The organism is Arthrobacter tumbae, assembly GCF_016907495.1.
GTDB classification, from domain to species: domain Bacteria; phylum Actinomycetota; class Actinomycetes; order Actinomycetales; family Micrococcaceae; genus Arthrobacter_D; species Arthrobacter_D tumbae.
In genome coordinates, this window is sequence record NZ_JAFBCC010000001.1 from 2,083,585 (window position 1) to 2,107,387 (window position 23,803).

Here is a 23,803-nt window from a genome sequence, read left to right on the forward strand (position 1 = left end):
CGGGGGAGTGGAGGTGTCTCACTCCGATGTGTTGCAACCCTAAAGTTCGAGACCTTCATCCCTCATGTCTGTATGTTTTCTTTCCTCCCAACGTCGGGTGAGGGTGCGTTGAGAGGGTCGCGGAACCAATCGTCCAGACGGTCCGCGCCGTGCCGGACAAACACATGCGGCGCGATCGCAATCGGGGCCGTGCCAGCCCGCCGCCCGCAGGCTAGTTCACCTGCTGGGACACTGTAGTGTGGTGCCACCTGCTCAGGTGAGATGAGGGCCATCGTGGGTCTCCATTGTATTGTTTGTCACCTTTCCTTTCGGCAACGCCGTCATCACTTGGCGTGAAGTGAGTTGGCAGGTTGGAGTCGGGGGATCGTGGAATACCGGAGGGAGCGAAGCGCGCCACGGCGTCGATCACCACCCACTGGTCCAGCGTCCCTGCTGTCGCCTCGAGAATCAAACGGCTCGGAACTGGGATCTGAGAACTATGGCCGCCGTTTAACGGTCAGTCGAATGGGTCCGTCAGGATCCGCCGGACTTGACCTACCGGCGACGTTCTTCGACACTTCACAATGATGATCCAGGGTGATGAGGACGGACCATGGCGGACACGATAGAAGTCACTGCTTACTCGGACGGGAACCGGTTCGCCGGAACCTTATACATTCCAGGTCAGGCGCGGTCCTTGATGCTTATGCATCCCGGGTCCGGGCCATCCGATCGCAACAATGACTCGTTCTTCCCTCCCATCAGGACCGCGCTCCTGGAAGCGAATGTCGCGGTTGTCTCTTTTGACAAGCGCGGTGTGGGCGGTTCAGAGGGAGACTGGCGTCAGGCGGGTATCGAGCTGCAAGCTGATGATCTCTGCGCCTGCCTGCGGGCGGCCCGCGAATTCCTGCCCGACATTCCGGCCGGCATCTTCGGTCACAGCCAGGGTGGATGGGTGGTCGTGGAGGCCGCCAGCCGGAGCGGAGCCGACTTCGCGATCACCAGCTCCGGACCGGCTGTCTCACCGAATCAGCAGGAACTCTTCGCCGCCACAAGTGCGCTGACTGCACACGGGCTGAATGATGAACAGGTGACCGAGGGTATCGAGCTCTACGGACACATCCTGGAGCAGCTGTCGAACGGCCAGTCCTTCGCCTCCTTCAAGAGTTGGGCTGCCGCTCATCGGGAACCCGTGAACCTCCTGGAAAGCGCAGGCGTATTCATACCCGGCGAGCAAACCCACTGGGACCTTGCGGCCTCCATGGGTGATTACGACCCTCAGGTACGTCTGCTCAGCTTCGACCTACCGCTCCTGGCCGTCTTCGGTTCTGAAGACAGCGTGGTGCCGGTCCAGCGAAGCATCAGCATCCTCCGCCGGTCTGTGCCCGCCTCACTACTCCAGGCGAGCGTCATCTCTGGAGGTAATCACCGGATGCAACGACGCAACTCCGGTGACCTAGCGGCCGGCTATCTCGAAACTGTTCTGACGTTCATCGAGAACCATTCCTGATCACAGCCACGATGGTCTGCCCGAAACGAGCGGGTCGCCCTGTCGGTGGGTGTCCGTTTCCAGTAGATGGGACCTATGGCTTCCCTCTCGCCCGATCCGCCGCCGATTCAGACGGAGCACTACTGGTGGCTTCGCTCGCTTCTCTTCAGAGGAGCATCGATTTCTACTAGCGCTCCCGGTTCCAGTTGCGCTTCGCGATGCCGTCCTAACACACGGATGGGCTGCAGACGATGTGCGTCCCATCCTGCTTGGTATTGATCCGGAAGCTCCGACTCTGTTCTAGGCAGCTTCCTCGCGGTCCGCTTCCTGATCAGCGAGGTCGCCCTGAGCGTGACTGTCGTTGCCCGAAGCGCCATCGTCCTTCGAGCCGGCGCTGGAACGTTCATCGCCGGTGTTCCCTGGTTCAGCCTGGTCGACGTCGTTGAGTAGTTTTCGCAGGGCGGCAGGGCTGAGCCCGAGCCGTTGCGCGACTGCGGACTGCGGTTCGCCGGTGGCGATCATGGCACGTGCTTTGCCTGCGGCCTTCCGTTCCGCGGCGGCTGCATCCTTTTCGGCCCGGTCGATCAGTTCCTGGGCACGCTGCTGCGCTTCGTCGCGGATCCGCTCGCCCTCGTCCTGGGCGACGAAGAACTCACCGGCCAGATTGAGTAGTTTCTCGTGCCGTTTGTGGAACTCGGCTGCTTTCCGCAGTGCTTTTTCGTGCGCGGCGATTTGCAGCGCTGATTTCCGTTTGGTTGCCATTCGGGCCACCCCTTTCCTGAATGTGGAACACCACCCAGCCTATCCACACGCCCGGCTGCACCCACCGCCAAAATGCAACGGCTACACCGACCACTGGGAGGCCCTGCGAGCGGGTCGGGCCTCGCTGCGTTCGGGCTGGATGTCCGTGGGCTGACGCACACGTGGACAACCCGAGAGTGCGCGGTGTCTCGTTTGTTGACGCACCTGTGGATAGCCCACGGGTTACGGTTGCACACAATCGAACCACGGCCATGGATAACGAAAAGCGTGTTACCCACAACCGTCTTTCTCATGTGCACAACCGCATCCTTTTCGTATGGCCAAAAGGCTTTCCTGGTTCAGCTCTGTCCTCATTCTTCGGAAGAACCAGTAAACCGAAATTTTTGTCACCTCTTGCATCATTGATAAGTGAGGTTGCCCGCCGGTAGGCTCGGGGTGATGATGACCGTTCATAAGCTCAGCGCTGATGACGGTTACACCTATTACACGCGTGAAGTGGCTAGCGCGGACGAGTTGCGCCGGGATGGGCGCGAGCTGGGCGACTATTACACCGTCGATGGGAACCCGCCGGGTCAGTGGATCGGTGCCGGTATTGAGCATCTGGGTGTCTCCGGTGAAGTCACGGAGGCGCAGATGGCTGCCCTGTATGGGCAGGGCGTGCACCCTAACGCGGCGACGATGCTGGAAGCTGGGGCGTCCTGGAAGGGCGTGAAACTCGGCCAGAAGTACCGGGTATCCAATCCGAAAGAGAACGTCCTGTCAGGGCGTATCGCCACGCGGATGGGCGACTTTCAACGTCTGCAGCACCGCGAACCCGACGTCGATGAACGGCGTCTGATCAGAACCAAGGCGGCGGGGGAGTACTTCCGGGAGCTGCACGGCCGCAATGCGAAGGACAAGGAAGAGTTGGGCCGGTTCATGACCGCTCAACAGAAGCCGGCAGCGAAAGCCGTGGCCGGGTACGACCTGGTGTTCGCGCCCGCGAAGTCAGCGTCGGTGTTGTGGGCCGCGGGTGGACAGGACACCCGCAAGGCGGTGGAAGCTGCCCATACCGAGGCCATTGATGAAGCGTTGGCGCACTTCGAGGCCACCGGATTGTATACGCGGAAGGGACGTAACGGGGTCCGGCAGATCGACGTCAAGGGCGGCCTGATCGCCACCCGGTTCCGGCACTATGACTCCCGGACCGGGGACCCGCATCTACATGATCACGTGGTGGTCTCGAACAAGGTCCTCGGCGTGGATGGGACGTGGGGAACCATCGACGGGCAGCAGCTGCACAAGCTCGGCGTGGAGATCTCCGAGTTCTACAACCAGCGCGTCATGGAGAAAGTCGCCGACCGGTTAGGCGCCGCGCTGACGGAACGGAAGGTACGCGGCGACCGCCCAGTGGTCGAAATTGCCGGCGTCGATGTGGACGCGATCGACGCCGCATCCTCACGCCGCGCCTCCATCGGCGAGACCTTGGATCGGCTCGTCGATGAGTTCACTGAACAGCACGGCTACCCACCCTCGGCCAAACACAGGATCGCTCTGGCGCAGCAAGCCACCCTCGAAACCAGGCCCGCGAAGAAACACGCCCGCCGACTGTCGGAACTTGTTACCGGGTGGACGAACGACTTCAACGGGCGCGGCCTGGCAACCGGTGAAGACCTGCTGGGCAGGGTCCGGGCAGCCCGCTCGGAAGCCGAACATGAGGTGATCCCGGCTGAGAGTATCAACGTCAGCGAGACTGCCGAACAGATCATCGCGCGGTTGGAACGCAACCGCAGCTACTGGGGTGCACACCACGTCCGGGCCGAAGCCCGCCGCCAGCTCCGCTCCCAAATGGGCGCAGCCGCGATCCCCGAAGCCCTGATCCGGGAGGTCACGGACACGGCGCTGGGGACGCATTCATTGAAGACCTTCCACACTCCGGATCAGGGCGCAGCCCCGGTGCTGACCCGTGCGGATGGGTCCAGCGTGTACACGAAGGCGAACACCGAAAGCTACACCTCAGCCGGTGTCCTCTACAGCCAGGACCGGCTCCTCGCCGCAGCACAAACCGAAGTCATTCCGCCGGCCGGTGTGGAAGCGTTCGAGCGTGCCCGGGCACTCCAGGAACGCCAACTCGACGTGGGCCAGCTCGCCCTGGCACGCTCCTTCGCCTGCGGGGACAAACTCCTCATGGTGGGTATCGGTGCCGCCGGCACCGGTAAGACGACGTCGCTGCGCCTGGCCGCGGACACCATCCGCAAAGCCGGCGGCCGGGTCATCGGCGTGACACCGACCGCGGCCGCGGCGAAGGTGATGAGCGGTGAGCTCGGCGCCACCGCCGACACCATAGACTCCTTCGTCCTGCGCCATGAAAGCCAGTCCCCGGACCGGATCAAACTACGCCCCGGCGATGTCATCTTCGTCGACGAAGCCGGCATGGTGGGCACCCGCATGTTCTCCGCCGTGGTCAGCATCGCCGAACAACACGGCGCCGTGGTCCGCGCCCTTGGTGACGAACGTCAGCTCTCCGCCGTCGGCGCCGGCGGCGCACTGCGGCTGATTAAAAACGAAGTCGGAGCCGTGCACCTGGAGGACCTGCACCGGTTCATCAACCCCGACGAAGCCGCCGCCACCCTCGCCCTCCGTGAACCCCCGGCACACTGCAAGGATGACCCGTGGGCGTTCTACCGGCAGAACAAACGCATCGTCGCCGGGAACAAAGAGACCCTGCTGTCCATGGTCTTCCAGGCATGGCAGGCCGACACCAACGCCGGGAAAAATTCGATCATGATGGCCGCCGACAATGAATCCGTCACCGAACTCAACGCCCGCGCCCAGGCCTACCGCATCACCACCGGCGACCTCACCGAAGGAGCCTCCAGCCAGCTGCGCGACGGACTGAACGCCCACACCGGCGACGTCGTCGTGACCCGCCGCAACGAACGCCGCATGGAACTCAACGGCGGGAAAGACTTCGTAAAAAACAACGACGTCTGGACCGTCGAGAAAGTCCACCCCGACGGGGCCCTGACCGTCCAGCACACCCTCCACCAAGGCCGGACCGTCCTGCCGGTCGAATATGTCCGGGCCGAGACGATGCTCGGCTACGCCTCCACCGTGCACCGCACCCAAGGCGTCACAGCGGACACCACCCACGCAATGCTCACCTCATCCCTGCAACGATCCCTGGCCTACGTCGCCGCGTCCCGCGGCCGAGAGGACAACCGCCTCTACATCGCCCTCGAGGACGGGGAAACCATGGACGGTGTCCTCGCCGCGATCGCCGCTCGGCACGACACGAACCTCACCATCCAGGAACAGATGACCCTTGAGCGGGCTGAAACCCGATCCCTGGCCGAGATGAGCGCCCGCTACCGCGACCTCGACCTCGAGGCGAACCGCCTCCGCGTGGCAGGAATGGCCTGCCGTGTCCTCGGTGACACAACAGCCGGGCCGATGACCCGGTCCGAGTCCTGGGCCGCTGTAGCTATCCACCTGCGTGAGGCCGAGCGCGCCGGATACGACGGACCAGCGTTCCTCAAAGCAGCCTGTGTGGAGGCGGGACTGACCGGCAGCGAGGATCCGGCGGCCGTGCTGGCCTGGCGGCTGGAAAACCGACTCGACCGGGGGCTACAAGCCGCCGAAGAAGCCACGGATCGGCCGCTACGCCACATCAGCGACGCACACCTGGCACGCCTGGACACCATCGCTCAGAACCGCCTCGACGCCGCCCAACACGCAGCAGCTCACGACGTAATTCCGCGGTGGACGCAGCGCACCCATGGACATCTGACTGACGCGCTCCTGCAGCAGCGCCTTGACTCCCTGACACCCACACCCGACCTAGACGGTGCAGGTGTGCAGGCTGGGGAACCAGGGGAGGCGAAGATTCAATGGCTGGCCCGCACCCTCCAAAAGGAAGCCGAGATCCGCGCGGCAATGAGCGACGATGCCCGGGAAGTTGAGGCCTTCGAACGCGACGCGCACACCAGCAGGAAACACGACACTGTCGACACTGACCGCGTTTCGCAGTCGCAGACTGTCCTGTCCCGGATCCGCGCCGAGCAGCGCACCCGCGAACTCCTCCCAGACCATCAACCGACCACCGCGGCACCGGATGCTGTGCCGGAGTGGATGGCCCCAGCTGCCTCCTACACAACCGAAGGCACGCCGGAACTATACGCACGGGAACTCACCACCCGCCGTGCAGACATGGACCGGGAGATGACCCGCCGCGGTTACGAACTGGCCACCACCAAGCCGGCGTGGATGGAACAGCTCGGCCCGATTCCATCGGACCTGCTCAAGCAGCAGCAGTGGGTGCGCCTGGCCGCCGAGGTAGACACATACCGTGCCCGGTACAACCTGTCTGACAGCGAGCCCACAGCCGTCCCGACCAAATATCGTGCCCTCGAGACCGGCGAGAGGCTCGCGGCCGCAGTCACCGCGATGCACAAACACACCCAGCTCACCACCAAACCCGAAGCCAGCAAACCCGACGTGGAACACCAGGCCGAAGCGGCCGAAGCGCGATCCATCGTCGCTGCCGGCAGGACCGAAGCCGAGCACGTCACCGACGCGCTGCGCGCCGCGCGGGCCGAGAAAACCACACTGTCACCAAAGGAAGCACGCGCCCAACGAATCGCCGCCATGGCCGGCAAGCTCAAGGACCTCAAAAACCGCCGGCAAGGGTCCGAGAACTCCGCCAAACCAGCCGTGTCCGAAGCGATGGAAAAGATCCGCCGCGCCCGGCAGGAAGATGAAGAACGCGCTGCCAACGCACGCCAAGACATCGACGTCGACGGTCCAGACCGGCAAGGCCCAACCATTGGCCGATAAGGCCGGATGAGAGACGGCGAGCATGGGTGCGAGCTGAGAGCAGTCCGAGACTCGGTTCTCTGGTGCCCGCAGCCGGCATCGCCCTCCTTAGGCTGTCGGCACCACCCCTGATACCCAGCATCGCGGCACCATAACGGTGTCATTCCGGTTCGCTAACAAAGCCCCGACACGCGGGAATTCACCGGTGCGCTGTTCGATACTGAGGCGCATGGGGACACAAAAGTTTGAGGAAACAGCCGGCGCGAAAGTCCGAAGCACCATGCGGTGGGATTGCGCGCCGGCGTTGATAGTGCTTCTTGCGGTGGTGATCTTCTGGGTCGGCGGCTCATTGCAGTGGTTCGCACTGCTCAAGATCCCCGAGAACGCCGTGGGTAACGTCGTGTGGCTCTACTTCATCCTCGTGGCGGTGGCTGGCTCGGTCGTCCTCGGTGGCGGCGCCGCCTTCGATCTCGCACGCCGCGTGGGCCGGCACACTCATTTCGATGACTGATCACGCACAGCTGCACCGAGCGATTCTCCCGCCTGTTCTGAGTGGCTCATAGCGAAACCACGGGAAACTTCCGCGATCAGGCGCCTCAGTGAGCCGGTGTATTCGTGACCTGCCAGTGCTATTGCTTTGATTGCTCGTCTCAGTTTGGGGCGGTTCGGTGCTTGGTGGCGTTACGGGTGGTTATGACTGGAGTACGACGCGGGCGAAGGCCTGCCCTTGCGAGGTGACGATGTTTGTTTCCAGCCCACCGCGGTCATCGACCATGCCGAGGTTGAGGAGGGCTTCTCGGGTGTTGCTGAGGAGTCCTCGGACTGTTCTCGGGTCTAGTTCGGCTCCAGGGCCGGTGCTCCAGCCCAGCGTGCTGAGTCCGAAGGCGACCGCTTCAAGGTAGTCGTTCCATGCGGTACGTTTCCCGGCAGCGATCTCGAGGAGGAGTAACAGCGTGGCGTCGCGCTCGGAATCATGACGGTGCCGGTGGGCTACCGCTCGGGCGAGGAATAGCCAGAGGCCTCCGGGATCATCGAGCAGCCGCTTAGCGGCGGATGTGATGACGAGTGTGCCTTTGACTTTTCGGATGAGACCGAGCCTCCGGGCACTTTCACGCAATTGGAGGACGGGCAGAGTCTGGTCCTCGCGGTTGGCTTTGCCGATCCAGTCCCTTTCCCAGCCAAGTGCTGTCATCGCTTCACGGACCACGGTCGGAGGCAGCCAACCTGCAGCGGTGAGGGAGAGCCCGTCGGACCCGATGCGTCGGATCAGCCAGAGGTACGGTGCCGTCGTTGCTTCGGCCACGTCAGCTTCCACTCTCACCTGCTGATCCAGGTCCGCGGCGGCGAGGTAGGAGCGGAACTCCCGGCGGACCCCAGGAGGCAGCCGTTCAGTGAGTTCGGCCGTCAGCGTCTGGCTGCTGGTGATCGGTTGGTTGGTTTCGGGTGCCGGGAACAGCAGGGCAAGTTCGTTGTTCACGGAATCGATGTCGAGCTGTTCCGGGTCAAATTCCTGCCATGGTCCGGTGGTCCATGCCACCCACGCCTTCAGGTTGGCGTGGTTCTCGTGGCTGGGGCTGGCGAGGGTATCGAGTAGGTCGAGGTAGCCGCCTATGCCGCCTGAATCTTCCAATGGTGCCCGTCGTGCACCGTCTACGAGGCGTGCCCGTGGGGCGTTGGGTGGCTTAGGGACACTTCCGGTGAGTTCGAGGCGGTGGATCCAGCCATCCCCGAAGTCGTATTCATAGAATAGGGGACCGGACTCCGCCGTGAGGATCTGACCCAGAACACAGTCTGACTCGAGCAGGTCTTCCTCGTTGTCATCGAGCAGGTCCTGTGCGACCCAGCGCCGGGGTTCCGGCACCTGTCCATTGCCGGCCCGTAGCCGCTGGTAGGGGTCAGTGTCCGTAAAGGAATGCAGATGCGTACGCCGCCAGCCGACGGCTAATTGGAGGACATTGTGGATCTCATCCAGAGTCAACGAAGAGTCGAGTTCAAGCAACCGCCAGATGGTCGGATCGGCGCCTACGATGGAAACTTTCACCTGCAGCAGGATCGAGCCATCGTCTTTCTGGGAAGCGTGTGTCGTCACATCACCATCCTGCCAGTCCATGTTTCCCAGGCGCAGAGTTCGAACCCTTCGTCGAAATCGTCATCTACCGCCGGCGGGAGGCGTAGCTGCCCCGGGTATGGCTGGCGTGCCTGGCGCCGTCTTCGGTGGCCGGTGAGAGGGAACGCGTTTGAGTCCGGCGAGTTCGCATCTAATGCGAATAACCTTTTCACTAGTTGGCCCAAGATCACCTATCGGCGGCGTAGCTCCATCTATACGAGGGATGCGCACGTCAAGTTTTTGAGACAGTTCGGTTGTTTCTTGGTTATGCGGCGAGGGGTTCTTGGCCGGGGACTTGATCGGCAGTCAGTGTTGCCGCTGGTGACCGGTGGCCGGCTCTTGCGTTAGGGCGTTTCCGGTTGTACCAGGACTCGATATATTACATAACCCCGGTCCTGGCGGCCAGCCGGCTGGCGAAGCTGTGGTGATGGTAGTACTCGGTCTTCAGATGCGAGAAGAAGTTCTCCGCGACCGCGTTGTCCCAACACACCCCGACCTTGCCCATCGACTGCGTGACACCGTTACCGGCGCACCAGGCTTGGAACTCGGAGGAGGTGTACTGGGTGCCGCGGTCGGAGTGGAAGATCGCTCCGGCCGGGTGCAGGTATCCGTGGTCGCGGGCCATCGCCAGCGCACCCGTGCACAGGCTGGAGCGCATGTGTTGGTCCATGTTCCAGCCGATCACCATGCCGGTGCACAGATCGATCGCGGTGGCCAGGTACAGCCACCCCTCGCCGGTTTTCAGGTACGTGATGTCCCCGCATAACCGGCTCCCGGGCACCTCAGGTGAAGTCCCGCTTCCCGTCCTCGTCGAGCATGTGGTTCTCGATATGGGCGGTCTTGGCCTGCGGGTCCTGCTCAGTGGTCTTCTTCCACGCCCGCGTGCGTACCGCGCGCAGGCCGTGCTCGCGCATGATCGCCCCGACCGTGGCAGAAGAGACGCTGACGCCGTCCTCGTTGAGTAAGCGGACCAGCTGGTCCCGGCCAGCCTTACCGCCGCAATCGGCGTATTTACCGGTCACCGCGGTCACCAGTGCCTCGTGGCGCACGGGCCGCGGTGACGGTCCTGCCGGGGTGCGCCACCGGTAGAACGAGGCACGGGAAATCTTCAGGACCCGGCACAACCAGGCAATCGGATAGCTGGCCTTCTCCGCTTCGATGAACCGGTAGTAATCCTCTACCGTTGCTTCGCTGCAAAGAAGGCGCTGACTTTTCCCAGGAACTCAATTTCCTGCTTCAGCTTCGCGTTCTCGGCCAGAGTTCTCTGATGTTCCTCCCACGGCACAGCCGCCTTCTCTTCCGCCGTGAAACGCTCCGGATGATCGGCCCGATACTTACGCACCCAGTTACCCAGCGTGCCTTCATTGATGCCGATGTCAACGCAGACCTGCGCAATCGGACGACCCGAGGAAATCACCAACTCCACCGCATCGTCCTTAAACTCCTGCTTGTACTTCTTACGCTCGGGCATCTAAATGAGGGCTCCTAACAAGCTGTCTCACAAAACCATACGGCCGCAGGAGGGCCGTGATAGCAGCGGTGCTGCGTTTGATTTCTGGCCTTGGGCGGCTCTCACGCAGAGCAAGAGCGATTCAGGAAGCGATGACAGCGAACGCAACCCCAGTCGTAGTTTTGGGGGATGTTGGTGATAGGTATCAGCATGTCGTCTATCGGGTTCTCAGATTAGTTCCGCCGGGAATTGGTCGAAGATCTCCGTCGCTGTATGGCTGCGCGGTGCGTCCCGGTGAGCGGTTCGTGGAATTTTCGAGCGCAGCGACAGATCATTGCTGTTGTTTGTACGCATCGTCACACCGCTTGTGCACGGTGGAGTCGGGCGTAATGGCCGTCCAGGCTGATGAGTGTGTCGTGAGACCCGACTTCGACCATTCTGCCTTGATCCAGCACGACAATACGATCGGCGTTTCTGATCGTAGACAGGCGATGCGCCACGACGAGCGATGTCCTGCCGCGCATGAGTGTTTCGAGTGCATCCTTCACTTTGAGTTCTGATGCGGAGTCGAGTGCGCTCGTTGCCTCATCGAGGACGAGGATGCGGGGATCGCGGATGAGCGCGCGTGCAATCGTGAGACGTTGCCGCTGACCCCCGGAAAGCCGAGCTCCTCTTTGGCCTACGAAGGTGTTCCAACCGTCGGGGAGTGCATCGACGATCTCTGCTGCGTTGGCATGCTCAAGTGCTTGACGGACGAGCGGGGGGTTGGCGTCCTCCATCCCGTAGGTGATGTTGTCGAAGATGGATCCTTCGAACAGAACGGATTCCTGCGGGACTACAGAGACAAATTGCCGAAAAGTGCGAAGGTCCAGGTCATGCATGTCGCGTCCGTCGAGCAGGATTCTGCCCTCGGTAGGCCGGATGAAGCCTAGGAGCAGGTTGATGGTGGTTGATTTCCCGGACCCTGAGGCGCCGACGAAGGCGACGGTTTCTCCGACAGCGATATCTAGGGAGAAATTTTTAATAGCTTTCACCGAGTCATCAGGAAAACTGTAGGAGACCTGCTCGAAGGTTATCCGCCCGGTGACAACTGGTACCGTTTCCTTGCCCTCGTTTTCCTCCAGGTCCGGATCCCCCAGGACCTCGAGGATGGACCGGACAGACTCGATGCCTTTTGTGTAGATGGGCGCCAGTCCGATGAGCTGTGTGATGGCTGCGGTTAGCGTCGCAAAGTAGGTACTGAGAAGTACTACCTGCCCGGCACTGATCGGCAGAAAACCCGTGATGGCTGCCCAGCCGGCTAATCCTAGGCAGAGCGTTGCCAGGACGTTGAATGAGACCCAGGATGTTGTTTCGAAGCGGCTGTTCAACCGATCGAGCACTAACCCTGCCTGCTTTACGTCTTCGGATGTGGCCGCGACTCGTCGAGTAGCAGTGTGCTCAAGTCCGTGCGCCCTTGTGATGGGAATGAGCGTTGCCATCTCGCCTACCCGATCGGACAGGTCCTCGACACGTCGACGGAAATCCTCATTCCGGCGTAACGCCCGTCGACGCATTCCAGCGACCAGCGCGGCACCCAGGGGCACAGTCAGGGCAAAGACCAGAAGGAAGGCCGGTGCCTGCAGCGCGGTGACCGTGATGGCGCCGATCGTCAGATTGATTGATAGCACACATACCGGAAACACTTGCTGCATCAGCAGTTCGACGTTCTCCACATCCCGGACAAGCTTGTTCTGGATCACGGCCGCACTCTTGCGGTTGTGGTATCCGATAGACAGTTCCTGAAGGTGTTCTGTTAGGCGATTGCGGAGGTCGGCCGCGATGGAGCGGTATACGCGGCTGTAGAGACGGACGTACAGGATGTGATTGGGATAGTTCTGGGCCAGCACCAGAATTGCAATCCCGATCAACAAAGCCAAACGCCGGAGATCTTCGCCCTGCACGACGGTGTCGATGACCAGCGCGGTGATAACCGGGATCACCCATAGTGGGCTGTCCTTGAGTACGTTGAAGAGCAGCGCGGCGCAGATGCGGCGGCGGTAAGGGCGCGCCGCGCTGGCGAGGGCACGTACTGGGTGTGCTGTATTGAGGTTCATGTCGCGTTGCAACTCGCCTCTACAAGTGGAAATCGATCACGGGGTAACGCAAGCCAAGGGAAGCGTTGTTACGCGGGAAGCAGGGAATTCAGCACGTCGCCGGCCCGGAGAGTATCCAGAACTGCCGGGTCGAAGGGTAAATCGAGCGCCGTCGCGAGGGATTCGTCGAGTAGCTCCCGGATGTGGACGCGCTGTCCGGTAGAAGCGCTACGTACCGCGGCTTCGACCATTGCGAAGCTCAGAAGGTTGCTTTGGACCTCGCCCATCGGGCGCTTCCCGTCACGTAGTGCTGTGACGAACTCAACCAAAGCGCCGCGGATGCCTTCCTCCATCGGTGTGGCATTGGCCGCGATCGGATGGTTCGGCTCCGAACAAGGCGGGTTATCGCCGTCCCAAAGCACCGATCCTCCCGCACCGCTGATGCGCCATCGGCCGTTCCAGGAGGTTTCCAGCCCAGGGCTGCACCAGCTGCCATTGAAGATGAACCGCGCGCCGCCTGTCATTTCGAAGATGGCAAGGGCGCAGGCGTCGCCGTCGTACCAGCTCCAGGTGGGGTTGTACTCTTCGCAGGAGACGGAGACCGGTTCCGCGTCGAGGAGCAGCCTCGCCAGGTCGAATTGATGGATAGCCATGTCTACCAGGAGCGGATGGGGCATCGCGTCCCGGAATCCGCCGAACCGTGGCGCCTTAAAGAAGTCAACGCTGCAAATTCCAAGCGTGCCCAACTGCTGGGACATGGCCCGGGCGTCGACCACATGCTGGTTGTATCGCCGGGACTGGCTGACCATGAACAGTTGGTTTGTCAGCGTCGAGGTAGCCGCCAGGGCAAGGCTCTGCGGAAGGGTGGCAGCCACCGGCTTCTCGCCCAGCACGGGCAACCCGGCGAACAGCGCTTCCGTGGTGACGGGGTGGTGCGCTTCGGGGATGGTGACATTGATGACGGCCTGCGCCCCAGTCTCGCGGGCAAGGGGGACCGTAGCTGTCCCGGTGGGCAGGTCCGGGCGCCCAACGGCGATGGCGGCAGTCCGGGCGGCGTCTTGGTTGAGATCCACGATGCCGCGCAGGTCGACTAGATGCGATTCTTCTACGGCAGCGATCCATGCTGCGCCCATTCCGCCTGCCCCGACGACGACGACGGGCAGCGGCGCGTCCGTTGGAACGGGCTCAAAGCGGGTGTTCATTTCGTCCCCTCGTAGCTGCGTCCGTTGAAGAATTCGTTTAACTCGTACTCGCCTAGCTCGGGGTAGGTGCGCTCACGCTGGCTGGGCTGGGCCCACTGGACAGCGTTGGACAGTACCCGTCGAATATCTTCGTGATGATAGACGGGGTACTCCTGGTCGCCTGGGCTGAAGTAGAAAATCTTGCCGTGACCGCGGCGGAAGGTGCAGCCGCTGCGGATCACTTCTCCGCCGCTGAATGAGCTGAGGAAGATAAGTTCCTCGGGTGTGGGAATGTCGAAGTATTCGCCGTACATTTCTTGCTCGTCGATGACGAGCGGGTGCGGTATGCCCTGGGTGATGGGATGAGTGGGCTCAACCGTCCAGACCAACTCCCTGTCTAGAGCACCCCGCCAACGCAGCGAGCAGGAGGTACCCATCAGCTTGACAAAAATTTTCGACCAGTGCCCGGAATGCAGCACAAGCAAACCCATCCCGGAAAGAACGTGCCGGTGCACGCGTTCCACGACGTGGTCGCTCACCTCGCCGTGCGCCATATGGCCCCACCAGGTCAGCACATCGGTGTTGGTAAGTACTTCTTCGGATAGCCCATGCTCGGCGTCGGACAGCACCGCGGTGCGTACATCAACGTCGGAGCCAAGATTCCGTTGGAGTCCCTCACAGATGGCTCCATGGATGCCATGCGGATAGATCTTTGCAATCCGCTCGTCGGTTTCTTCGTGCCTATTCTCGTTCCAGACTGTGACCCTGATGGGCCCACGATCAAGCGCCATGTGTGTTCCTTCCAGTTGTGGACTATCAGTTCGCCAGTTCTTGGGGCGCTAGGATTGGGGGTTTCTCGCCGGAGCCGCGAGCGATGAGCGTGGTCGGAATTTGTTGGTGTGCAGGGGCACCGACCGGGTCCTCAAGACGTGCGATGGCGAGGCGGGCAGCAACGCGACCCAGCTCTGCGGCGTCGTAAGCAACAACGCTGATATCGGTGAGGTCGGCGAGCTCAAAATCGTCGAAGCCGACGAAAGCCACAGACTCAAGTCGATGCTGCAACGCATGGATGATGATCGAGCTGATTTTGTTGTTCGCTGCGACGAGCGCGGTAGGCGGCTCCGGAAGCGCCATTAGCTCTCTCACCGATTCCGCGACGGTGCCGTAGACCTGTGGCATCTGCACCAACTCAGAGCTGACCGGTATCCCCGCCTCCTGCAATGCGTCCTCATATCCGGCCAGACGTTGTTGGTCGGTGTGAAGTCCAACCGGACTCGAAACGAATGCAATGCGACGGTGGCCGATCCCGGTGAGCTTGCGAACAGCTTGTGCCATGCCGTTCCGGTTATCCAGTACTACGGAGTCCGCAATCAGATTATGGGCGGGGCGGTCCACACAAATTACAGGCGTTCCGAGTTGTCGCTCACCCTCCAGATAACTCTGGTCCTGGGAGATCGGCACCATGATGAGAGCTCGAACCCGCTGTCGAAGCAACGTTTCGACCACCCGTTCCTCACTGGTTGGATCATCATCAGTGCTCGCGAGGATCATCATCAGTCCATGACGTGCCAGTTCCCGTTCTGCGCCTGCGGCCACCAAAGCGTAGAACGGGTTGGTCAGATCGCCAATCACGAATGCGATGACGTTGGTGGTACTGCCCTGGCGGAGGCTGGACGCCAGTTGATTGGGCCGGAAGCGCAGGGTGCGGGCGGCGGCCAGCACGCGTTCACGGGTGGGCTCAGCGACCTTCTTGTCACCCAGCATGACTCGGGAGACGGTTTTCGAACTTACACCGGCCAGCTTGCCGACATCCGCAAGAGTGGCTCGCGGTTGAGCACTGGCAACACGCATGGTGCCGGCATCGGAACTCGACGGTCCATCGCCGAATTTGAGTGTGTCACGTGTCACTGGGCCGCTCATGGAACAAAGAGTACCACCGCGACGGCGTGTCTTCGCTGACATCACCGGTCAGTTCACTCCTAAGGACGGTGAAAGAAACCCCGAGAAATCAGCGATCCAGTGCGTGTATAAATAATTTATGTTGCGATGTCAGCGTTGACATAAATTACTTGACGAAGTGTTGCAGCCGGTAGTAGTGTCAGCGTCAAGCTCCACCGATGTATGACGTACATCACCCTTTAGGAGCTCCTTCATCCGAAAATTGGAGACTACAGATGGCAAAGAAGCACATCGCGGGGGTCGCGGCAGCAGCGCTGCTGCTCGCCGGCTGCTCCGCCGGAGGCGGCGAGACAGGCTCAGAAGGCGGCGAACCATCGGGCGAGATCACGGTTCTGACGAATCGTACCGATCTCGTCGACACTCTTTTCCAGGAGTACAAGGCCGAGTTCGAAGAGCAGTATCCGGACGTGACTGTCGACTTTGAGGCAATCACCGACTACGAGGGCGAAGTCACCACGCGGCTCAGCACCGGCGATTACGGCGACGTACTGGGTATTCCCAATTCAGTGACCCCCGATCAGCTGCCACAGTTCTTCGAGCCGTTGGGCACAGTTGAGGAGATGAAGGAACAATACCGATACGTGGACAAGGCGGCCTATGACGGCACGGCCTACGGTATGGCAACCTTTGGCAACGCAAACGGTTTCCTCTACAACACCGCGGTCTGGGAGGAAGCCGGAATCACGGAAACGCCCACAACGCCCGATGAGTTCCTCGACGCGTTGCGCGCTATTCAGGAGAACACCGAGGCGATTCCCTACTACACCAACTACGCAGACGGCTGGCCACTCGGTCAGTGGCAGGGTAACCGCGGCATCTCAGGTGACCCCGAAACCGTCAACGAGATGAACTCGATCGACAACCCGTGGAGTGACGGAAAAGAGCAGTACGTGCTCGACGGTTTGTTGTTCGACATCGTGGCCGAGGGCTTGAGCGAAGACGATCCGCTGACCACGGAATGGGAAGGCTCCAAAGGCATGACAGCCACGGGAGAGATCGCCACAATGGCGTTGGGCTCATGGGCAATCACACAGTTCGAGGACGCAGCCGAAGCTGCTGGTGTTGACCCGGAAACCATCGGATTCATGCCTTTCCCCTATCAGGAGAACGGCACGTTCTACTCGCAGACCGGCGGCGACTTCTCGAACGCCATCAACGTCAACTCTGAGAACAAGGTTGCTGCGCGCGCATGGGTTGATTGGTTTGCGAATGAGTCGGGATTCGCGGAAAGCCAGGGCGCCATCCCGCCGCAGGTGGACAGCGAACTGCCCGAGTCTCTGTCCACCTTCGAGGAACTCGGTGTGGAACTGATCGAGCTGACCCCAGCGCCAGCTGAAAATGCCACGCTGCACTCGGACATCTATAACGAGGCAGAGATTGACCTCTTCGGCCAGATCTACCGTCAGCAACTGGTGGACGTAGCGCGGGGTGCGGCCGACGGCGACAAGGAGTCCTTCTTCGAGGATCTCAACACTCGTTGGGCGCAAGCTCGGGCTGAGGTAACCAGCTAGCTAAGGCATCGAACGCGGTGAGCGTCGGACGGTACCGATGGCCGGCGCTCACCGCAGCACTGCCTTCTTCCAACAGCCCTCGACTTGAACCAGACGCCGCACCCGGAAAGGATCCGGTGACCATGTCACAGATGACAGGAACGACGGGTGGTGCGCCACCAACGGCGGGTACTCCACTTGAACGAGAGGCCCGGTCCTCACGCACCCTCAAAAAGCACAGGCGAATCACGCCATATCTCTTTCTCATCGCTCCCTTGGCCCTGCTGATCACTTTCACGTTCGTGCCTGCGGCCAACCTCATCTGGTACAGCTTCACGGACTGGGACGGAATCGATCTTGAGAAGGAGTTCGTTGGACTCGAGAACTACATCGAGATCTTCACGGAACCCGAAGTCTTCCGGGTCTTCTTCGTCAGTCTCTATTACATCGGCGCGTCCTTTCTTCAGATGGGGATCGCGCTCTACTTCGCCACCATCCTGAGTTTCAACACGCGCTTCCGTAACTTCTTCAAAGGTGTTCTTTTCTTTCCCTACCTGATTAACGGGGTGGCGATCGGGCTGGTCTTCCTCTACTTGTACCAACCGGACGGCACCCTCGACAGCCTGTTGAAGGCTGTGGGTCTGGAAAGTGCGACAACGGCCTGGCTGGGCGATCCCGACGCCGTCAACGTCTCCCTCGCGGCAACGTCCGTTTGGCGGTACACAGGATTGAATTTTGTCCTGTTCCTCGGGGCCATCCAGTCCATCCCTAATCAACTGTATGAGGCGGCAGACCTCGATGGCGCCAGCAAATGGCAGCAGTTCCGATTCATCATCGCGCCGGGAATCAAGCGAATCATCAGCCTTTCCTTCATCCTCGCGATATCAGGAAGTCTGGCGGTCTTCGAAATCCCGTTCATCATGACCGGAGGAGCTAACGGCAGCTCCACTTTCGTCATTCAAACCATTCAGAGCGCGTTCCAGTTCCGGCAGGTGGGCTTCGCATCGGCGATGGCCGTCGTACTGCTGCTGATCGTCCTGATCGTGACATTCATCCAACGCAAGCTGGTGCCCGACGACGAGGTGAACCTGACATGAGCAACCTGCTGCGCCGCGGCTCTCGGCCAACCGACGCCCTTCGATTCCCGCAACGGGAGAACCACCGGACCCGAGCGGCAATCGCCACGTTCCTGAAGTATCTGTCGCTGGTGCTCGCTGTCGTCGCCGTCCTCGTGCCGCTTGTGGCGGTCTTCCTAACTTCCTTCAAGACCCGCGAAGAATACCTGACCACCGGCCCACTCGACCCACCAGAGAACTGGTTCAACTTCGAGAATTACGGGATTGCCTTCACCCAGGGGAATATGCTGCTGGGATTCGCAAATACGGGGATCGTGCTGATCGTTTCGCTGGCCGGCACAGTGTTGATCGGATCCATGACGGCCTATGCAATAGACCGCTTCGATTTCAAGTTGAAGAAAGTCGTCATTGCGCTTTTCCTGCTGGCCACTCTGGTGCCGGGAGTAACAACGCAGGTCGCGACCTTCCAGATCGTGGTGGGACTTGAGTTGTATGACTCCTATGCGGCGCCGATCGCACTGTTCCTCGGCACTGACATCATTTCCATCTACATCTTCGTCCAGTTCATGCAATCCATCCCGAAGGACGTGGATGAGGCGGCGATGCTCGACGGTGCCAACAAGTTCACCATTTTTTGGCGAATTATCCTCCCGCTCCTGAAGCCGGCGATCGCAACAGTTGTCATCATCAAGGGCATCGCCATCTACAACGAGTTCTACATTCCGTTCCTCTATCTGCCCTCCGAGGAACTGTCGATGATCTCGACGGCGCTGTTCCGATTTACCGGGCCCTTCGGATCCCAATGGGAGGTCATCTCCGCGGGCACCCTCATTGTCATCATCCCCACCTTCATCGCATTCATACTTCTGCAGCGTTTCATCTACAGCGGACTCACCCAAGGAGCTACCAAGTGACAGTGACATCGACCGACGCCGGACAACTCGCGAAGGACGAAGCACTCCTGCACGAGAACTGGCATGTTGAAGTCGTGAAAGGCCCGGTGCCCGAAGCGATCGCCGGACGCTCCATACCGGCGACGGTTCCTGGAAGCATCCACACCGATCTCATGGCGGCCGGCCTGATCGAGGACCCCTACCTAGATGACAATGAACGGCTGCTTGCCTGGATCGGTCTGTGCGACTGGCGCTACAGCACGAGTTTCCAGTGGCGGGCGGGTCAGCACCAACGCACTGATCTGGTCTTCGAAGGACTGGATACGGTGGCGGTCATCGAACTGAACGGCGAACGCGTCGGCGAGACCGCGAACATGCACCGCACCTACCGATTCGACGTACGGGCGCTGTTGCGCGAGGGATCGAACGACTTGACCGTCACGTTCTCGTCGCCGGTGAAACACGCGGACCAGGCAAGCCTGGAGCAGGGTTATCGCCCACACGTCAACCATCACCCCTACAATTCCATCCGTAAAATGGCCTGCAACTTCGGGTGGGATTGGGGACCTGATGTCGCAACCGTAGGGATGTGGCGTCCTGTGCGCCTGGAGAACTGGTCCACAGCGCGGCTTGCCTCCGTCAGCCCGGCTGCCTCTGTGAAAGGTGCCGGGGGAGTGGTGCGGGTCAGCGTGGTGCTCGAGCACTCAGTCGTCTCCAGCACCCAGATCGTGGTCAGTGTTGCCAGCGAGACCCAAACTGTCGACGTTCCAGCGGGCGAGATGTCGGTTGTAGTCGACGTCGAGGTGACCGACGTTGACCTCTGGTGGCCACGCGGCCACGGCGCCCAACCGCTATATGATCTGCAGGTCACGTTGGTTTCAGATGGATCCGGTATCGATTCCTGGCAGGGCCGCGTAGGTTTCCGCACAGTGCGGGTAGACACCGAACCGGACGCTCACGGCACACCGTTCACGTTGATCATCAATGACCGCCCGATCTTCGTGAAAGGGGCGAATTGGATCCCGGACGACGCGTTCGTTCACCGTGTGGACCGCGCGCGGTACGCGGCACGCTTGGCTCAGGCAGAATCAGCGAACATGAACCTGCTGCGGGTGTGGGGTGGAGGCATCTATGAAAGTGACGACTTCTTCGACCTGTGCGACGAAAGGGGGATTCTGACGTGGCAGGACTTCCTCTTTGCCTGCGCCGCGTACGCCGAAGAGGAGCCGCTGCGCAGCGAGGTCGAAGCCGAGGTCCGCGATAATGTGGTCAGACTCCTTCCGCACCCAAGCCTGGTGGTATGGAACGGAAGCAACGAGAATGTCTGGGGCCACGAAGAATGGGGCTGGGCCAAACGCCTGCGTGGCCGCACCTGGGGGAAGGGCTATTACGATGAGTTGCTTCCAGAACTGCTGCGTGAGCTTGATCCGCACCGGCCCTACACTCCGAGCAGCCCCTTCTCTCCTGATCCGGCCCATTTCCCCAACGACCCGCAGCACGGATCCGTTCACTTGTGGGATCTATGGAACCAACGGGATTATCCGCACTACCGCAGCTACCAGCCACGCTTCGTAGCGGAATACGGGTGGCAGGGACCGCCCACCTGGTCGACCCTCACCCGATCAATCAGCGACAGTCCACTGACCCCCGAATCGCCGGGCATGCTTGTGCATCAGAAGGCGATGGAGGGAAACACAAAACTCATCGACGGCCTGGTCGACCATCTGCCGCTGCCCGATGACACCGACGACTGGCACTGGGCCATGTCGTTGAATCAGGCAAGGGCGATCGAAGTGGCAATCGAGCACTTCCGATCCCTAAGTCCGCTGTGCATGGGAAGCATTGTGTGGCAGCTCAATGACTGCTGGCCGGTCACCTCCTGGGCGGCGGTCGACGGCGACGGGCGGGCGAAGCCGCTTCTCTACGCGATTAAGCATGCCTACGAAGACCGGCTCGTGACCATTCAGCCGCGCGAGAGTGGGCTGGCCGTATGCGTCGTCAACGATACCGATCAGGAATGGCGGGACGATGTTGTGATCCGCTTGCTTTCCTACAACGGAGAGGAGCGAGCCTCCGCCACCGTTCCCCTGCAACTGGGCGCCCGGGAATCGGCTACACTCACTATCCCTGCAGAGGTTGCCACTAGCATGACGCCCGGTGAAGAGCTTGTGTGCGCGACTGTCGGAGCCGTGCGGGCGCTGTGGTTCTTCGCCGAGTACAGGGATTCCGAACTTGCAGCGCCTCGGCTTACAGCGAAGGTGATTTCGGTGAGCGGTGGCTACGAAATGCGCGTACGAGCCGAGAACCTGGTCCGTGACATCGCGCTACTCGTTGACAAAGTTGACCCGAGCGCTCGTGTGGATGATCAATTGGTCACCCTTCTCCCCGGAGAGAGCGTTACCTTCCACGTTCAGTCGGAGTCCTCTTTGAATGAGGGTGAACTGATCACCCACCGTGTGCTGAGGAGTGCGAACCAGCTAGTGGTTGGGGAAACAGCACCGTGATCGGGGCAGTTTTTCCGCGGGAACCAATTGCGGGAATGACTTGGGGGTGGACCGGTGTGAGTGGAACCTGGGGAACTCCGGCGGCCGAAGAGTCGGTGCGACTCATGCAGGGGCTCAACCTCAACTGGGTGGCGGTGTCTTTCGCCGCGTTGCAGGACACCGCGCAGTCAACGGAAATCCCGTTCAGCGATGAGCCGACTGTGTCGGACCAGGAGGTGCGCTGGGCCATTCGGACGATGAAGGCGGAAGGGTACTCAGTCTGTCTCAAACCGGTGGTCAACTGCGCAGATGGAACCTGGCGGGCCTTCATCGGGTTCTTCGACGAGGACGCGCCGGGCGAACCGACCTGGGGGCAATGGTTTGAGTCCTATACCCGCTTTATATTGCACTACGCACGTCTGGCTGAAGAAGAAGGCTGTGAGATGCTGTGCATCGGCTGCGAGATGGTGCAATCGGATAAGCGGGAAAGCGAGTGGCGCACGCTTATAGCGGATGTGCGGTCGGTCTACCACGGATTGATCACGTACAACTGCGACAAGTATCAAGAAGACAGGGTGCGCTGGTGGGATGCAGTAGATGTGATCTCTTCCAGCGGTTACTATCCAGAGCTGGAATGGGAGGCTCAACTAGACCGCATCGAACGGGTGGTCGAGCGGGAGGGTAGGCCATTTTTCTTCATGGAAGCGGGATGTCCCAGCCGCATCGGTTCCGCTGCCAAACCCAACGATTGGTCACTTTCCGGCGAGCCATCCGAATCGGAGCAGGCACGGTGGTATCAAGCTATGTTCAGTGCGTGCAGCGATCGGGAATGGGTCCGCGGTTTCATTCTCTGGGATTGGCCACCGAAGCTCTACCCGCTGTCTGAGGCGCCCATGAATGACGATTACTGCATCTTTGGTAAGGAAGCCGCCGCCGTCGTTCGGCAGTATCTCGGTGAGATGACTGCGCGATGGCTTTCGGAGGTTCGGCTCGGGGAAGCGCACGATGAGAGGGAACAGAGTGGCTGAGTTCGCGCTAGGAGTGGATTTCGGCGGAACGAAGGTTGAGTCGGCACTGGTCGGTGCCGACGGATTAATTCTGCCGGGAAGCAGATGTAGACGGCCCACTGGTACAGAGAGCTCCTCGGAAGAGCTCGTAGCTGCGGTGCAAAGCGTAGTGCAGGGCGCGCTGGCCGCTCTGCCAACGGATGCTGCCCTGCTCGGAACCGGGATCGGCAGCGCCGGCCCGATTGGCTTGCTTGAAGGTGTGGTAAGCCCGGTGAATATCGGAGTCTGGCGGGCATTCCCGCTGCGCTCAGTCGTCGAAGGAGCAACGGCCAAAGCCGGATATGACACCGAAGCGATCCTCAGGTTGGATGGGCTCTGCATCACGCTCGCTGAGATGTGGGTTGGCGCCGGTCAGGGGTGCTCTTCACTCATGGGGATGGTGGTTTCCACCGGTGTGGGTGGAGGCATCATCGCCGACGGACGCGTAGTTTCAGGTAAGACCGGCAACGCTGGTCATATCGGACAAATAGAGGTGGCAGGTTTCACGCTGCCCGGTGAAGGGTGCACCCTCGAAGAAATCGCTTCCGGACCGCACACGGTACGGTGGGCGCAATCGCGCGGCTGGAAAGGTAGGACCGGCGAAGACTTGGCGCTCTCCTACGCCATGGGAAACGAGACTGCGGGTCTGGCTGTGATGCGCAGCGCGTCCGCCGTGGGGCGGGCGCTGGCCTCGGTGACCACCTTGCTCGACTTGGATCGAGTGGTGATCGGTGGTGGCTTCTCTCAAGTCACACCAGACTATTGCGAACTTGTGCAGGAGGCTGCTGGAGAGCACGCTCAACTGGATTACTCGACCGGGCTGGAAATTCTTCCGACCGGGCTGGGAACGGATGGGCCCCTGATCGGGGCGGCGGCCCTCGTGCATCGAGGTGTCGGCCGACAGATTGAATCCGTGCATCATCGGGCAATTTACCCATTCGAGACCGCAACCTAGCGTGAACCCGCGCTGATCCGGCCAAGCATCCGGCGGATGCTTGCCGGCTTCGTGCTCCTGCCCC

Annotated in this window: 17 protein-coding genes; 9 read left to right on the forward strand and 8 right to left on the reverse strand. The window is 61.1% G+C overall.

What is annotated here, in order from left to right; translation table 11 throughout:
- Positions 1–679 precede the first annotated feature (679 nt).
- Entirely contained in the window at positions 680–1,489 is an 810-nt protein-coding gene (locus JOD47_RS10135; protein ID WP_204534010.1) for an alpha/beta hydrolase family protein, read from the forward strand.
- 279 nt (positions 1,490–1,768) lie between these two features.
- Here JOD47_RS10135 and JOD47_RS10140 read toward each other — a convergent pair whose 3' ends face one another.
- Positions 1,769–2,230, reverse strand: coding sequence for a hypothetical protein (locus JOD47_RS10140; RefSeq protein ID WP_204534013.1), 462 nt, complete (start codon positions 2,228–2,230; stop codon positions 1,769–1,771).
- Positions 2,231–2,668: 438 nt separating this feature from the next.
- On the opposite strand from JOD47_RS10140, the gene mobF reads away from it, so the two are divergent.
- Both mobF and JOD47_RS10150 read left to right on the forward strand, forming a co-directional pair.
- Positions 2,669–7,045, forward strand: coding sequence for a MobF family relaxase (mobF, locus tag JOD47_RS10145; protein ID WP_204534015.1), 4,377 nt, complete (start codon positions 2,669–2,671; stop codon positions 7,043–7,045).
- 208 nt (positions 7,046–7,253) lie between these two features.
- On the forward strand, positions 7,254–7,535 hold the full coding sequence (locus JOD47_RS10150) for a hypothetical protein (protein ID WP_204534016.1): 282 nt from the start codon (positions 7,254–7,256) through the stop codon (positions 7,533–7,535).
- Between the two features lie 180 nt (positions 7,536–7,715).
- Here the strand turns inward: JOD47_RS10150 and JOD47_RS10155 are convergent, their stop codons facing one another.
- The 7 genes from JOD47_RS10155 to JOD47_RS10185 form a co-directional block, all read right to left on the reverse strand.
- Positions 7,716–9,113: a plasmid pRiA4b ORF-3 family protein gene (locus JOD47_RS10155; protein WP_204534017.1), complete on the reverse strand. Its 1,398-nt coding sequence runs from the start codon at positions 9,111–9,113 to the stop codon at positions 7,716–7,718.
- 397 nt (positions 9,114–9,510) lie between these two features.
- Positions 9,511–10,134: an IS3 family transposase gene (locus tag JOD47_RS10160; RefSeq protein WP_204536610.1), complete on the reverse strand. Its 624-nt coding sequence runs from the start codon at positions 10,132–10,134 to the stop codon at positions 9,511–9,513.
- A 174-nt stretch (positions 10,135–10,308) separates the two neighbouring features.
- Entirely contained in the window at positions 10,309–10,602 is a 294-nt protein-coding gene (locus JOD47_RS10165; RefSeq protein WP_204534019.1) for a transposase, read from the reverse strand.
- Between the two features lie 335 nt (positions 10,603–10,937).
- The gene (locus JOD47_RS10170; RefSeq protein ID WP_204534021.1) at positions 10,938–12,677 is read right to left on the reverse strand and encodes an ABC transporter ATP-binding protein; all 1,740 of its coding nucleotides are present in this window, start codon (positions 12,675–12,677) and stop codon (positions 10,938–10,940) included.
- Between the two features lie 68 nt (positions 12,678–12,745).
- Positions 12,746–13,858: a Gfo/Idh/MocA family protein gene (locus JOD47_RS10175; protein WP_204534022.1), complete on the reverse strand. Its 1,113-nt coding sequence runs from the start codon at positions 13,856–13,858 to the stop codon at positions 12,746–12,748.
- On the reverse strand, positions 13,855–14,628 hold the full coding sequence (locus JOD47_RS10180; protein ID WP_204534024.1) for a ThuA domain-containing protein: 774 nt from the start codon (positions 14,626–14,628) through the stop codon (positions 13,855–13,857). Before JOD47_RS10180 ends, JOD47_RS10175 begins: the two co-directional genes overlap by 4 nt.
- 25 nt (positions 14,629–14,653) lie before the next feature.
- Positions 14,654–15,688 carry a LacI family DNA-binding transcriptional regulator gene (locus JOD47_RS10185; RefSeq protein ID WP_204536612.1) on the reverse strand — a complete coding sequence of 345 codons (1,035 nt, stop codon included), beginning with the start codon at positions 15,686–15,688 and terminating at the stop codon, positions 14,654–14,656.
- A gap of 323 nt (positions 15,689–16,011) precedes the next feature.
- Between JOD47_RS10185 and JOD47_RS10190 the strand changes: the two genes are divergently transcribed.
- From JOD47_RS10190 to JOD47_RS10215, 6 genes are all read left to right on the forward strand, one after another.
- Positions 16,012–17,307 (forward strand): ABC transporter substrate-binding protein, encoded by a 1,296-nt coding sequence (locus JOD47_RS10190; protein WP_204534026.1) that lies wholly within the window; start codon positions 16,012–16,014, stop codon positions 17,305–17,307.
- A 122-nt stretch (positions 17,308–17,429) separates the two neighbouring features.
- Positions 17,430–18,383: a carbohydrate ABC transporter permease gene (locus JOD47_RS10195; protein ID WP_204534028.1), complete on the forward strand. Its 954-nt coding sequence runs from the start codon at positions 17,430–17,432 to the stop codon at positions 18,381–18,383.
- Entirely contained in the window at positions 18,380–19,276 is an 897-nt protein-coding gene (locus tag JOD47_RS10200) for a carbohydrate ABC transporter permease (RefSeq protein ID WP_204534030.1), read from the forward strand. The genes JOD47_RS10195 and JOD47_RS10200 overlap by 4 nt, the downstream gene beginning before the upstream one ends.
- Positions 19,273–21,759 carry a glycoside hydrolase family 2 protein gene (locus JOD47_RS10205; RefSeq protein WP_307836256.1) on the forward strand — a complete coding sequence of 829 codons (2,487 nt, stop codon included), beginning with the start codon at positions 19,273–19,275 and terminating at the stop codon, positions 21,757–21,759. The genes JOD47_RS10200 and JOD47_RS10205 overlap by 4 nt, the downstream gene beginning before the upstream one ends.
- 35 nt (positions 21,760–21,794) lie before the next feature.
- Positions 21,795–22,766, forward strand: coding sequence for a glycoside hydrolase family 113 (locus JOD47_RS10210; RefSeq protein ID WP_239548473.1), 972 nt, complete (start codon positions 21,795–21,797; stop codon positions 22,764–22,766).
- Positions 22,759–23,739 carry an ROK family protein gene (locus tag JOD47_RS10215; RefSeq protein WP_307836257.1) on the forward strand — a complete coding sequence of 327 codons (981 nt, stop codon included), beginning with the start codon at positions 22,759–22,761 and terminating at the stop codon, positions 23,737–23,739. The genes JOD47_RS10210 and JOD47_RS10215 overlap by 8 nt, the downstream gene beginning before the upstream one ends.
- Positions 23,740–23,803 lie beyond the last annotated feature (64 nt).